This window comes from Clostridium aquiflavi (genome assembly GCF_031344075.1).
Lineage (GTDB): Bacteria > Bacillota > Clostridia > Clostridiales > Clostridiaceae > Clostridium > Clostridium aquiflavi.
Genome location: NZ_JAVJAN010000056.1, coordinates 1 through 14,031, shown reverse-complemented (window position 1 = coordinate 14,031; position 14,031 = coordinate 1). Strand labels below are relative to the sequence as shown.

12 protein-coding genes and 1 other annotated feature are annotated in these 14,031 nt (G+C 29.1%); of the genes, 1 reads left to right on the top strand and 11 read right to left on the bottom strand.

The genetic code is table 11. From position 1 onward, the window contains the following. Positions 1-185: 185 nt before the first annotated feature. A complete protein-coding gene (locus RGC78_RS14960; RefSeq protein WP_192875381.1) occupies positions 186-344 on the bottom strand; it encodes a hypothetical protein in 159 nt (52 codons plus the stop codon). A gap of 298 nt (positions 345-642) precedes the next feature. On the opposite strand from RGC78_RS14960, the gene RGC78_RS14955 reads away from it, so the two are divergent. After that, complete coding sequence (locus RGC78_RS14955) at positions 643-1,488, top strand: DegV family protein (protein WP_252213998.1); 846 nt, start codon at positions 643-645, stop codon at positions 1,486-1,488. 165 nt (positions 1,489-1,653) lie between these two features. Here RGC78_RS14955 and deoD read toward each other — a convergent pair whose 3' ends face one another. From deoD to pulA, 10 genes are all read right to left on the bottom strand, one after another. Further along, entirely contained in the window at positions 1,654-2,364 is a 711-nt protein-coding gene (gene deoD, locus RGC78_RS14950; RefSeq protein ID WP_252213999.1) for a purine-nucleoside phosphorylase, read from the bottom strand. 83 nt (positions 2,365-2,447) lie between these two features. Beyond that, a complete protein-coding gene (locus RGC78_RS14945; RefSeq protein ID WP_252214000.1) occupies positions 2,448-2,855 on the bottom strand; it encodes a cytidine deaminase in 408 nt (135 codons plus the stop codon). 198 nt (positions 2,856-3,053) lie between these two features. Then, complete coding sequence (locus tag RGC78_RS14940) at positions 3,054-4,007, bottom strand: ABC transporter permease (RefSeq protein ID WP_252214002.1); 954 nt, start codon at positions 4,005-4,007, stop codon at positions 3,054-3,056. 1 nt (position 4,008) lies between these two features. Continuing rightward, positions 4,009-5,163 (bottom strand): ABC transporter permease, encoded by a 1,155-nt coding sequence (locus RGC78_RS14935; protein WP_309556897.1) that lies wholly within the window; start codon positions 5,161-5,163, stop codon positions 4,009-4,011. Further along, the gene (locus tag RGC78_RS14930) at positions 5,160-6,683 is read right to left on the bottom strand and encodes an ABC transporter ATP-binding protein (protein WP_252214006.1); all 1,524 of its coding nucleotides are present in this window, start codon (positions 6,681-6,683) and stop codon (positions 5,160-5,162) included. Before RGC78_RS14930 ends, RGC78_RS14935 begins: the two co-directional genes overlap by 4 nt. Before the next feature lie 250 nt (positions 6,684-6,933). After that, a complete protein-coding gene (locus RGC78_RS14925) occupies positions 6,934-8,040 on the bottom strand; it encodes a BMP family lipoprotein (protein ID WP_252214008.1) in 1,107 nt (368 codons plus the stop codon). A gap of 171 nt (positions 8,041-8,211) precedes the next feature. Continuing rightward, the gene (locus RGC78_RS14920; RefSeq protein ID WP_252214010.1) at positions 8,212-9,231 is read right to left on the bottom strand and encodes a LacI family DNA-binding transcriptional regulator; all 1,020 of its coding nucleotides are present in this window, start codon (positions 9,229-9,231) and stop codon (positions 8,212-8,214) included. A gap of 500 nt (positions 9,232-9,731) precedes the next feature. Then, a complete protein-coding gene (locus tag RGC78_RS14915; protein WP_252214012.1) occupies positions 9,732-10,901 on the bottom strand; it encodes an aminotransferase class I/II-fold pyridoxal phosphate-dependent enzyme in 1,170 nt (389 codons plus the stop codon). After that, entirely contained in the window at positions 10,898-11,377 is a 480-nt protein-coding gene (locus RGC78_RS14910) for an Lrp/AsnC family transcriptional regulator (RefSeq protein WP_252214014.1), read from the bottom strand. The genes RGC78_RS14915 and RGC78_RS14910 overlap by 4 nt, the downstream gene beginning before the upstream one ends. Positions 11,378-11,453: 76 nt before the next feature. Then, positions 11,454-11,707: a binding site (T-box leader), on the bottom strand. 104 nt (positions 11,708-11,811) lie between these two features. Then, entirely contained in the window at positions 11,812-13,770 is a 1,959-nt protein-coding gene (pulA, locus tag RGC78_RS14905) for a type I pullulanase (RefSeq protein WP_252214016.1), read from the bottom strand. Positions 13,771-14,031: the final 261 nt, after the last annotated feature.

The window sequence follows — 14,031 nt, the reverse complement described above, 5'->3', positions numbered from 1 at the left end:
TTTACTGCTTGTCTCAATTTTATATTGGGAGCAAGCTAAAATGGGACTATACTCATTTTAGTATTCCTAAGTTCAATTACTCAGTCCACTTTGCTTATGCATATATAAACACACTACTAAAACAGAGCCTAAAATAAAAACAACTGTCTAAAATAGAATTCTTTCTATTTTAGACAGTTAAATTTTTAGTATTTTATAGGATTAGTTTTTTTATTGCCTGTTTTTGCTTTACCTTGAATTTCTGGTACTGGCTCAACATCATTTTTTTTATAATGTTGTTTATGATTACTTTCAGTTCCATGAGCATCATTTGGATCAGGTCTTCTCATTCCTGCTTTTGCCATAAATTTAACCCTCCTAAATATATATATAATGTTTCTCTATTTTAGTATTGTTTAAAAAATATAGACTATACATTTAATCTTAAATTAAGTCTTAATATATAAAATTTATCTATCATCTAAAATGTAAATTAAATAAATATAAGTAATATTTTTCATTGGAATATATTTGCCAAAATATTAACATTAAAAATCATTGTAGTACGTTAAAAGCTATGATATAGTTTAATTACATAAAAAATTTAATTCATATAAATTAAGGAAAAATTTTGTATATTTATATACTAAGGAGGAAAAATTTTTGCAAAAAATTGCCTTAATAACAGATAGTAGTTGTGACTTAAATCAAAGTACTTTAGATAAGTTCAATATTAAGTTACTTCCATTTAGAATAATTTTCAATGATAACGAATACTTAGATAGAATAACAATATCCTCAAAAGAATTATTTACCCTTTTAAAAACAGAAATTCCTACTACATCTCTACCAGACATAGAATATAGTAGTCAAGTATTTGAAAACTTAATTGCTGAAAACTATACTCATGTAATTATTATTACAGTTTCAGCTAATTCTTCGGGATGTTTTAATAGTATAAGATTATTAAGTGAGCATTATCCTAAAATTAAATCTTACATATTTGACTCAAAAACAATAGGTTATCCAGTTGGAGCTATTGCAACACAAGTTGGAAAATTAATTAATGATAATTGTACCTTTGAAGATATTCTTTCTAATCTTGAAGATATTAGGAATAAAACTCATGGTTTTGTAACATTTCCTTCTTTGAAATATTTAAGGGCAGGTGGAAGAATAGGACGAGTATCTGGTACTATTGCTGAAACTTTAAATTTAAAACCAATAATTTCTTCTGATGAAGATGGATTTTTATACCCTTATGCAAAAGCTAGAGGCAGAAAACAATCTTTAACTAAATTAAAGCAAATACTTATGTCATATCTTGATAATGGTAAATGTAGAGTTTGGATTTTGAATGGAGATGCTGATGAAGAAGCTAATGAATTTTTAAACAATGTACAAGCTCATGAAAATATAACAGAAATATCTTTAGAGACCATCGGAGCTTGTACAGGTGTACATACTGGACCTGGTTCTATAGGCGTTTGTGTTTACGAGGAATATTAATATAAACTTTTGAGGTTTATAAAATTCTATATTTATTTATAAAGTAAAAGAGAGCTTTTGGAATTCCAAAAGCTCTCTTTTATAAATTTATTTATTTTATTTAACTATTTTTATTTTTATCAAATAAAATTATAATTCAATTGCTTCTTATTTATAATTTAAGTATTATTCTAATCCAACTATAGTATCTAATGCAACTTCAATCATATTTGTAAATGTTGTTTGTCTCTCTTCTGCAGTAGTTACTTCACCTGTTATAAAGTGATCACTTACTGTAAGTAATGCTAATGCATTAACATTATATTTAGCTGCAATAGTATATAATGCTGCTGCTTCCATTTCAACTCCTAAACAACCAAAGTCAGCCCATTTCTTCCAATCTTCATTATCATCACCATAGAATATATCAGAACTATATATAGGGCCCACCTTAGGTTCAAATCCTTTTTGCACAGCTAAATCATAAGCTGGTTTTAATAAGTCAAAACTTGCAGTTGGTGCATATGTTCTGCCTTGGAATCTTACTAAATTAAGATTTGAGTCTGTACATGCTGACATTGCAATTACAAGATCTCTAACCTTAACCTTTTCATGATATCCACCACAAGTTCCAACTCTTATAAGATTTTTAACTCCATAACTTTGAATTAATTCATTAACATAGATTGATATTGATGGTATTCCCATACCTGTTCCTTGAACTGAAACTCTCTTTCCTTTATAAGTCCCTGTAAATCCGTACATTCCTCTAACTTCATTATAGCAAACTACATCTTCTAAAAAATTTTCAGCTATAAACTTAGCTCTTAAAGGATCTCCTGGTAATAATATGCTTTCTGCTATTGCACCTTCTGGTGCGTTTATATGAATACTCATTTTGTTACCTCCACATAATCTAATTTTTGAAATTTATTTTAAATACATGCAATTTTTTATATCCTAAAATATCTTTTAAGTTATTATTTGTTATTTTTATCTAAATCTGCTTTTGTAAATGCACCTGGTAAAATTTCAGCCATATCTGTTACAATATAATCTTCTTCACTTTTAGCAAGTATTACTTTCACTTCAGGGCCTCCAAATTCACTTATAACTTGACGGCAAATTCCACATGGATAAGTATTTTCTTGTAAACTTCCTACTATTGCAATTGCAGTAACCTTAGTTTCACCTTCTGCTACACCAGTGAAAATTGCTGTTCTTTCTGCACAGTTAGTTGCACCAAAGGAAGCGTTTTCAATATTACAACCACCATATACTTTTCCACTATCAAATAATACAGCCGCACCAACTTTAAAATTAGAATATGGTGAATATGCCTTTTCTCTATATTTTAATGCTATTTTTATAAGTTCTTTATTTTCCATTCTTCATGTCCCCTTTATTCTAAATTTATATAACTATAGGATTCCAAACATTTGACTTTATTATGTTTTTTATAATACCATATATCAAAGTAAATCTGGTACTGATTCCCTAGCATCTAATAATATATTTTTTGATTAGATAAGCTAATATATTATTTTTAATAATATATTAGCTTATCCTTTAAAAATTATTTTTTATTATCTTTTACCAGAATCAAATGGTTCCCCAGATGCTTTTGGTGCTTGTGAAGATTTTGAGAATAATACTAATGCAATTAATGTAACTACATATGGGAATACTTTTAGTATCACTGATGGTATAGATGCTAATGCTGGAATTACTTGTGATACATTAGCAACTGTAGTTGCAAATCCAAAGAATAATGTAGCTCCAAGAATACCTAATGGCTTCCATTGACCAAATATCAATGCTGCCAATGCTAAGAATCCAAGTCCTGCAACACTTCCATTAAATTCACCTGAGTATGTTACAAGTATTATTGCTCCTCCAAGAGATGATAATGCTCCTGAAACTAATACTCCAATATAACGCATACGATAAACGTTAATTCCCGCTGCATCTGCTGCTTGAGGATGTTCTCCACATGCTCTTAATCTTAAACCAAAGCTAGTTTTATATATTAAGAATATGCTTACTATAAGTATTAATAAAACTAACCATGTAGTAATATATGTTTTCTTAAAAAACAAATCTCCGATTATTGGTATTGATGAAAGAACTGGAACATCCATTGGATAAAATCCTGTTTGAATTCTTATACGTCCACTACCTGCAATAGTTCTTGCTAAGAATATAGTTAATGCTCCTGCTATCATATTAATTGCAGTACCACTAATTACTTGGTCTGCATTTAAATTTATACTAGCAAATGCATGTAATAGTGAAAATAACATCCCAACTACCACTGCTACAAGTAAACCGATCCAAAGAGGAAGAGTACTATTTGGCATTGATTCTTGTAACTTAAATATTGTTAATGCTCCTGAAAATGAACCTATAATCATAAATCCATCAAGTCCAATATTTACAACTCCACTTCTTTCACAATATAATGCACCTAGTGAAGTGATTAATAGAGGAATTGTATACGCAATAGCATAAGGAAAAACTTGTTGTATTATTCCCCACATATTACTTCTCCTCCTTGTTATTTATTTCTTCAGTATCATCTGAAGATTTATTATTTTCATCATTAGGCAATATTCCTGTTCCTGTATTGCCTGCCTTTTGTTCATTTTTTAATTCCTTTTTACGTTTAAATTTATTGTATACCATAGGTACAACTGCACTTGTAGCTGCAAAATATATAATAGTTGCTATTATAGTATCTGCAATTTCAGGTGGAATACTTGTATTGGCATTCATAAATCCTTTACCTGAATATAATAATCCAAAGAATATTGCTGATATAAATACACCTATAGGATTGTTGGCACCTAGTAATGATACTGCGATACCATCAAAACCTTGAGTTGGCATTACACCAATTTGTATATTAGATGCATTTCCTACATATTGAGCTACACCTGCAAGACCTGAAAGTGCACCTGCTATCATCATAGAATAAATTACATTTTTATTTACTGACATACCTGCATATTCTGCAGCATCTCTATTAAAGCCTACAGCCTTTAATTCATAACCTAAAACTGTCTTTGTTAATATAAATCCAACTATAATAACTGCTAAAATTGCAATAAATATACCTAGATTAATGTAAGAGCCATCAAATAATTTAGTAAGTACTGGTGTCTTTAATGATGCTACTTCTGGAAGTAGCCTTGATTCTGTTTCTAAAGTTTCACCTTTAAAGTAAGCTGGAATTGTATAGTAAACTATCCAATAACAAGCCCAGTTCATCATAATAGTAGATACAACTTCATTTACATTAAATTTAGCTTTTAATAATCCTGGTATGAATGCCCAAAGTGCACCTGCAACCGCTCCCACAATTATCATAACTAATAGTAATATCGATCTTGGCATGCTGTTATAGCATGTTAATCCTATTGCTGTAGCAGCAAATCCACCAAATAACATTTGTCCAGGAGTTCCAATATTGAAAAGACCTGTTTTAAATGCAAATGCAACTGAAAGTCCTGTAAGTACTAATGGTGTAGCTGTCGCTAGAGTATTACCAATTCTCTCTATGTTCATTAATCCGCCTCTAAATAGATATGAATATCCATCTACAGGATTATCTCCAATAAGAGCCATTAATATTGCACCTGCAATCAATCCTAAAACAACTGCAAGTATAGAATTTAAACTCTCTTTTTTACTCACGCTTCACTCCCCCTTTGAATACCAGCCATCATTAAGCCAACTTCATTTTCATTTGTTTCTGAAGCATTAACAGTACCTATTAATTCACCGCTATTAATGATTGCAATTCTGTCTGATAGATTCAAGACTTCACTTAATTCTAAAGATATAAGTAAAACAGCTTTTCCTTCATCTCTTTGTTCTACAAGTCTTTTGTGAATATATTCTATAGAACCTACATCTAGACCTCTAGTAGGTTGAACTGCTATTAATAAATCTGGATCCAATTCAATTTCACGACCAATTATAGCTTTTTGTTGATTACCACCTGACATTGTTCTAGCAAAAGATGCTCCACCTTCTCCTGATCTAACATCAAATTCTTCAATAATTTTTTCAGCATAATTGTGTATAGCTTCTCTGTTTAATAATCCATGTTTAGAAAATGGTTCTCTACCATATATCTCAAGTACAATATTATCTTCAATAGTGTAATCTAAAACTAGTCCTCTTTTTTGTCTATCTTCTGGAATATGTGCTATTCCGCTATCAATACGTTTACGTATTGACATATCAGTAATATCCTTACCTTCAAAATATATTTTTCCAGATTGTACATGTCTCATTCCAGTAATGGCTTCAATTAATTCAGATTGTCCATTACCCTCTACACCAGCAACTCCAAGAATTTCTCCCGCTTTAACTTCAATTGAAAAGTTTTTAAGACCAAGTACCTTTTTATTATTCATTACAGAAAGGTTATCAACTTTTAAAATTACATCTCCTGGTTCTTTATCTTCTTTTTCAACCTTAAAGCTTACTGGTCTTCCAACCATCATTTCTGCCATCTTTGATTGAGATGTTTCTTTTACATTAACTGTTCCTATATATTTTCCACGTCTAATAACAGTACAATTATCTGCAACTGCTTTAATTTCTTTAAGCTTATGAGTTATGATAATGATAGATTTTCCTTCTTTTATAAGGTTTTTCATAATCTTCATAAGTTCATCTATTTCTTGTGGTGTAAGTACAGCTGTTGGTTCATCTAGAATTAATACTTCAGCATTTCTGTAAAGCATTTTTAAGATTTCAACTCTTTGTTGCATACCTACTGTTATATCCTCTATTTTGGCATATGGATCAACATTTAATGAGTACTTTTCAGATAGTTCTTTAATCTTTTTAGCAGCACTTTTAACATCAACTGTTAAACCTTTTTTAGGTTCGCATCCTAAAATTATATTCTCAGTTACTGTAAAATTGTGTACTAATTTAAAATGTTGATGCACCATTCCTATTCCTAAATCATTTGCAACATTTGGATTAGATATTTTAACTTCTTTTCCTCTTACCTTTATAACTCCTCTTTCTGGTTGATACATACCAAAAAGAACTGACATTAATGTAGATTTACCCGCACCGTTTTCACCAAGTAATGCATGAATTTCACCTTTTTTTAGTCTTACGGTAATATTATCATTTGCAACTATACCTGGGAATTCCTTACGGATATTTAGCATTTCAACTACATATTCCATAGTAGAGTCCTCCTTTTTTAGATTAGCAATTTCTAATTGCCAATTGATAATATACAATACTTCAGGTCTATCTATTGTACATTGTCAATTATCAATATATAGAAATCAAAATTTATTATTGTTCTAGAAAATTAGTTTATTATTATTTCTTATATAGTATTTAACAATGAAGAAAACTTATTATATTATTTAATAAAAGTTTTCTTCAATTGTTATTACTTGAAATAATATTTATTTAATAAAACAGATATTATTTTACTAAGTTTCCTTGTTCACCTGCAACTGTTATTGTTCCATCTTTAACTTTTTCATTTACTTCAGCAACTGTTTTCATTGTTGCTTCTGATAAATTAGGATTCTTTGCTGGAATACCTACTGCATCTTTTGTAACATCAAATGTTAAAGTTTGACCACCTGGGAAAGTACCTTCTTTAACTGCTTTTACCATATCAAAACTTGCAGCTTCTACTTTTTTAACTGCTGAAGTAAGAATTACTGATTTACCATCTGCATATACACCATCATCAAATTGATCTCTGTCAACACCAACTACCCATACTTGACTACCTGATCCGATTCTAGTCTTAGCTTCTGTTATAACTCCATTACCAACTCCACCAGCTGCACAGAATATAGCTTTAACGCCTCTGTCATACATTTGAGCTGCTAATTGTTGTCCTGCTGCTGTATCATTGAAAGTACCTTGATATATTATATTGTCTGCTTTTAATGACATTTTAGTTCCTAACTTTTCATTAGCATAAGCAACACCTTGTTGGAATCCCCAGTTGAATTTTTGTACTGCTGGTATTTCCATACCACCTATAAATCCTAGGTCTCCTTCTTTTAATTCAACAGATGTAGCAACACCTGCTAAAAATCCGGCTTGGTGTTCAGCAAATAAAATAGAAACACTGTTTTCATCTACTTTATATTCTGGAGTTTTTCCACCACTATTTGGAGTACCGTCAATTAAAACAAATTTTGCATCTTTATATTTTTCTTGTGATTTATATATAGCAGTTTCAAATTTAAATCCTGGTGTAGCTATTAATCTAAATCCAGCATCATAAAGGTTTCCAATTTCCTTCATATAATCTGCTTCAGTTTCTCCATTTGGTTTTAAGTATTTAGGTTGTGCAATTCCAAGGTCTTTTTCAGCCTTTAGTATTCCTTCCCAAGTACCTTGGTTAAATGACTTATCATCTATTGTTCCTGAGTCTGTAACCATACCTACTTTAATTTGCTCTCCACCCTTTTTTGAATCACTAGTTCCTGTGCTAGATCCTCCACAACCAGCAAACATTGATACTGTTATTGCAGAAATAGCTAATAATGATAATAATTTCTTTTTCATTGCTTTTCCTCCTACTATTTTTAATAATATATTTCAAGTTACAAACTATAATGAAATTTATAACTTAAATTCAAATTAATTTAGTATATTATGTAGAATTAACTTTATATAATATTTATTCTAATTTATTCTCTATACTAATTTTCACAATTAACATATATACTATTCATTTCAATATATCTTTTTTTCTGAACCATTACATATTATTTTAGGAGCCATTATTGTTCTCCTTACAGATTTATTATTTTTATCATTTATTATTTCCCAAAGCATATCCATAGAACTCTTTCCAAGTTTTATTGGTGAATCCTCTATATATGTAACTTGTAATCCTACTATATCTAAAAAATCAACTCTATTAATTCCTACAATAGATATGTCCTCTGGTGTTTTCTTTTTTGAATCTATAAGTGCTTTTATTGCTCCCATAGTCATCATATTGCTACAAATAACTAATGCCGTTGGTTTATCTTCTGTTTTTAATATATTATTAGTTAATTTATAAGCTATTTCTGCTTTGAAATCTGCATTGAAAATATATTTATCCATGATATCAATATTATTTTCATTAAGTGCTTTTTTGTATCCAGAAAGCATGTCCATAGTTGCATCAGAATCTATATTCCCTGTTATTATTCCTATTTTTTCATGTCCTTCTTTTATTAATAAATTAGTTGCATCTAATCCACATTTTACGTTGTCCACAAAAACACCACTTAAATTACTATGTTTTATATCTGCTGATACCAAAACAACTGGTATATTTAACTGTTCTATTAAAGTAGTATATTTAGTTTTAAAATTACCATCTCCAAAAGCAGGTGTCATTATTATTCCTTTTATTCTTTGGGCCTTTGCAGATTTTAAAGCCTTTAATTCCTTTTCCAAAGAATTATCTGTATTAAATAAAACTATATTTAAATTTTTTTCTTCTGCAACTTCACTTATTCCCTTTATTATTTCTCCAAAATAATTATTAGTTATGTCTGGAACAATAATTCCAATTGTATTTGTTTCACTTTTGGAAAGACTTCTAGCAATAGCACTTGGAGTATAATTCATTTCTTTTATAACATTTAAAACTTTTTGTCTAGTCTCTTCTTTTACATAACCTGAATTGTTCAATACTCTTGAAACTGTTGTAGATGATACATCTGCTATTTTAGCAATATCATTTATCGTGGCCCCCATATGAATCCTCCCTTAATGTTCTCACACAACTACTTAAACTATTTTACCTCATTTGTAAACGATTAATTTAAGGCATTAGAAAACTAAAAAAGTTTTATTAATTTTCTCATCATGTTACCGGTTACATAACTATCATATTATATTACATTAGCAATGTCAATATTAGGATAACCTTTTTATTGTTAAAACATTATAAAAACGAATATTTTTTAAAGCGATTAATATTTTATGTGGTTAATTATATCAATTTTATATTTTTTCATATAATTTCCATATGATTTTATAATATTTATTTTTTACTTATATATTCTCTCTACTTAATAATATTATTAAGTTAATGGTATTATTATAGTTTTTTAAAATAAAGTGTATCAAATTGAATTTTTATTCATCATGATACACTTTAAAAATTTATAATTTAATTTGACTTTGTTTTTTAATAATAGGCTATGTTTTAGCAGAGTGTTGATATATGCATTTAAAACATAGCCTAATAATATTTATTTATTTATTTTATTAATAAATCTTTCTATTCTTTTAAGTGCTTCCATTATATTGTCCATAGATGATGCATAACAAGCTCTGATAAATCCTTCACCACAATCTCCAAATGCATTCCCTGGAACAGTAAGTACTTTTTCATTTATAAGAAGCTGTTCACAAAATTCATCAGATGTCATTCCCGTGGATTTTATAGATGGAAATACATAAAATGCTCCTAGTGGTTCGAAACAATCTAATCCCATTTTTCTGAATCCGTCAACCAGCACTCTTCTTCGTCTATTATACTCTCTTACCATGGTTTGCACGCTTTTATCACCTTTTTTCATGGCTTCTATTGCTGCATATTGTGCTGTTGTTGGAGAACACATTATAGCATATTGGTGTATTTTTTTCATTTCTTCTATTAGTATTGGATGTCCACATAAGTATCCTAATCTCCAACCAGTCATAGCATAAGCTTTTGAAAAACCATTTATTACCAATGTCTTTTCTCTCATTTCAGGAAAAGATGCTATAGAAACATGCTCTTTATCGTAGCAAAGTTCTGCATATATTTCATCTGATATAACAATTACATCTTTATCTTTTAAAACTTCTACTATTTTAGCTAATTCATCTCTAGTCATAATTGCACCAGTTGGATTATTAGGAAACGGTATTATTACAACTTTAGTTTTTGGAGTTATTGCTTCTTCTAAAAGTTCTGGAGTAAGCTTAAATTCATCTTCTGCCCTAAGATTTATGACTTTAGGTGTTGCTCCTGTAAAAGTTGTACATCCCTTATATGCAACAAAACTTGGTTCTGGTATTATAACCTCATCTCCAGGTCCAACTAATGCCCTAAGAGCTATGTCTATTCCTTCACTTCCCCCTACTGTTACTATTATCTCATCAGTTGGATTATAGCTAAGATTAAATCTTCTATATAAATACTTAGATATCTCATGTCTAAGTTCTATAAATCCAGCATTTGATGAATAATGAGTATGCCCTTTTTCCAATGAATAAATTCCAGCCTCTCTAACATTCCAAGGAGTAACAAAATCAGGTTCACCAACTCCTAAAGATATAACACCTTCCATTTCATTAATCATGTCAAAATATTTTCTTATTCCTGATGGTGGCATTTCTCTTACGTTCTTTTTAATCATATTCTCTATAATCATATAAAAATTGCCTCCCTATCATCAATTTTCTTTTCTTTAAATATTGTTCCATGGTCTTTATATTTTCTTAAAACAAAGTGTGTGCTAGTGCTTAATACGTATTGTTGCACAGCAAGTTTTTCCGATACAAAAAGAGCTACTTCTTTCATGCTCTTTCCTTCTACTATAACTGTTAAATCAAATCCTCCAGACATTAAATAACATGCTGTAACTTCTGGAAATTTATATATTCTTTCTGCTACTTTATCAAAACCTGCTCCTCTTTGAGGCGTTATTTTAACTTCAATTAATGCTGTTACAGTTTCTTTTCCTGTATTCTCCCAATTAATCAAAGTAGTATATCTTGCTATAATACTTTTGTCTTCATAATCTTTAATTGCTGCTTTAACCTCATCAACGCTTTTTCCAGACATAGTTGCTATTTGTTCATCAGTATAACGACTATTTTTTTCTAATATTTCTAGTATTTCTTCCATATAAAATGCCTCCTTAAAATTAATAACTATCAGATAAGGTATTTAATTGTAATAAAAAAATCCTTCATCCCCAAAAACAAGGGACGAAAGATTGATTACGCGGTACCACCCTAATAAGCATAAAATGCTCACTCTATAGAAATATTTTCATAAATACTTCAACCTTTATAACGTAAGGAACACGTCATTATCTAATTAAGAATAGTAATTCTTATTTTTCAATATGAAATTCAAAGGCTGCTTCTATAAAGTTCACTTACTAGATTTCCACCAAATCTCTAGTTCTCTGAAAAGCTTACTAAATATACTCTTCCTTATCACAATTTTTAACATATCATTTTAATATATTATAAACATATATTGATTTAAATTCAATAGTATATCTTGTTATTTTTATTAATTTGTTAACATAATTCATTTTTATAGCTGTTTTTTTAATCTTTTTTTACTAATACATAACAACTTAATTTATGCACTTTTACTACATTATTTTCTATATATGTCAGTTTATCTATTCCAGCTTTATCTTCATTTACAATAACATACCATCCATTTTTATTCAATTTAATTTCGACTGAATTTGGATTTGCATTATATATTACACAAACTTCCGTCCAATTAGTTTGCAAATAACTTAAATTTATATAAAATGCAACTATTCTATCATTATCAAAATTTATCTTTTTCTCTAAAAATCTTAAGTTTTCTCTTATCTCATTGCTAGTATCCATTCTAAATCCTTTGCAGAATTTTCTAAGCCTAATTAATCCTTTATAATAATCCACAACATCTTTATATTCTACAGTTCTATTCCATTGTAATTCATTTACACTGTCAGGTGAATTATAACTATTGCCATTTAAACTTCCATCCTTATTTTTCTTAGTTCTTAAAAATTCTTCTCCTGCTTGAAAAAATGGAATACCTTGAGAAGTTAAAATTATAGCCGCAGACAATTTATTCATGGCTTTTAAATCTTCTTTTGAAAAATTATTATTAGACATACATATCTTATCCCATAATGTATAATTATCATGCGCAGACGCATATGTTACTGTTTGATACGGTTCATTTGCCCATGGAAATTTACTATATTTTAAACTTTCATAATTTATTTGATTATGCTTTGTAGAAGCTACTACTCCAAATTTAATAGTCTCTTCTAAAATTCCTGCACCACTTATAAAACCCTTTGAATGAGAATCAAAGACATTTCCTTTTATTCCATCTCTAATATCATCACTAAATGCTGCTATATTCATGTCTCCAAATTTACTAATATTAAACTTAATACATTTATCCCATTCTGGTAAAGGAGATGCACCACCTGTCCAAGCTTCACCATACATAAGTATGGATTTATCTATTTTATCCAAACTTCTTCTTATATCTTTCATAATTTCTATATCATATAATCCCATTAAGTCAAATCTAAAACCATCTATATGATACTCACTTGCCCAATAAATCAAAGAATCAATTATAAATTTTTTAACCATCTTTTTTTCTGTTGCTAATTCATTTCCGCATCCAGACCCATTAGAAAACCACCCATCATTATTTTTTCTATAGTAATAACTGGGGACTATGCAATTTAAATTAGAACTATATGTTGAATGTGTGTGGTTATATACAACATCCATAATCACTCTTATACCATGTTCATGTAAAGTTTTAATCATATTCTTAAATTCTATTATTCGTTTTTCCCCATTAAAAGGGTCTAAAGAATATGATCCTTCTGGTACATTGAAATTTTTAGGATCATATCCCCAATTATAATTTTCAGAACTAACATTGGATTCATCTACTGTTGCATAATCAAATGCTGGCATTAAATGAACATGTGTTATTCCGAGCTCTTTTATATACTCTAAACATGTAGGGTAATTGGTTCCTGGAATCTTAGTTTCCTTCTCATAAACCCCATTATACTTTCCTCTAAATTTATCATTAACACCTGATGTTTCACTTATTGAAAAATCTCTTACATGTATTTCATATATAATAGCATCTGTTGCATTTGTAAATTTTGGCTTGATATCTTCATCCCAATCTTTAGGATTAGTAGACTCTAAATCAATTACCATTCCCCTATTTCCATTTACATTTACTGCTTTAGCATATGGATCTACAACTTCTATTTCATTTTGTTCATTATTAACTAAATAATTATAGTAAACTCCATTAAAATCTCCTAAAAGTTCTAAACTCCATATTCCTTCTTCTCTTTTTTTCATATCAAAAACTTCATTTTTTTCTTTATAATATAATATTACTCTTACACTTTTTGAAACTGGAGCCCATAATATAAACGTTGTTTTTTCTTTTGAATAAATTGCCCCTAATTTGCCACAATAGTTTTCATATTCATATAATATAGATTGCATCATAATTTTTAGCACCTCTAATACTTTTTATATACGCTCTGTTTTAAATGCGTGTTGATATATGCAATAGGTAAAGTGGCATTGTAATTGGACTTTGAGAATAGTTAAGTGAGAGTCAAAATTTTATATTTTGTTTCTCGAACTTACTCAGCGCAGTCGAGTTTCCTTTTTATATTCACATTTACTGCTTGTCACAATTTTATATTGGGAACAAGCTAAAATGGGACTATACTCATTTTAGCATTCCTAAGTTCAATTACTCAG

Bases quoted from the DNA above. Each gene is read 5' to 3' on its own strand.
- RGC78_RS14960 (WP_192875381.1), bottom strand. From the start codon at position 344: ATGGCAAAAGCAGGAATGAGAAGACCTGATCCAAATGATGCTCATGGA.
- deoD (WP_252213999.1), bottom strand. From the start codon at position 2,364: ATGAGTATTCATATAAACGCACCAGAAGGTGCAATAGCAGAAAGCATA.
- RGC78_RS14945 (WP_252214000.1), bottom strand. From the start codon at position 2,855: ATGGAAAATAAAGAACTTATAAAAATAGCATTAAAATATAGAGAAAAG.
- RGC78_RS14940 (WP_252214002.1), bottom strand. From the start codon at position 4,007: ATGTGGGGAATAATACAACAAGTTTTTCCTTATGCTATTGCGTATACA.
- RGC78_RS14930 (WP_252214006.1), bottom strand. From the start codon at position 6,683: ATGGAATATGTAGTTGAAATGCTAAATATCCGTAAGGAATTCCCAGGT.
- RGC78_RS14925 (WP_252214008.1), bottom strand. From the start codon at position 8,040: ATGAAAAAGAAATTATTATCATTATTAGCTATTTCTGCAATAACAGTA.
- RGC78_RS14920 (WP_252214010.1), bottom strand. From the start codon at position 9,231: ATGGGGGCCACGATAAATGATATTGCTAAAATAGCAGATGTATCATCT.
- RGC78_RS14915 (WP_252214012.1), bottom strand. From the start codon at position 10,901: ATGATTATAGAGAATATGATTAAAAAGAACGTAAGAGAAATGCCACCA.
- RGC78_RS14910 (WP_252214014.1), bottom strand. From the start codon at position 11,377: ATGGAAGAAATACTAGAAATATTAGAAAAAAATAGTCGTTATACTGAT.
- pulA (WP_252214016.1), bottom strand. From the start codon at position 13,770: ATGATGCAATCTATATTATATGAATATGAAAACTATTGTGGCAAATTA.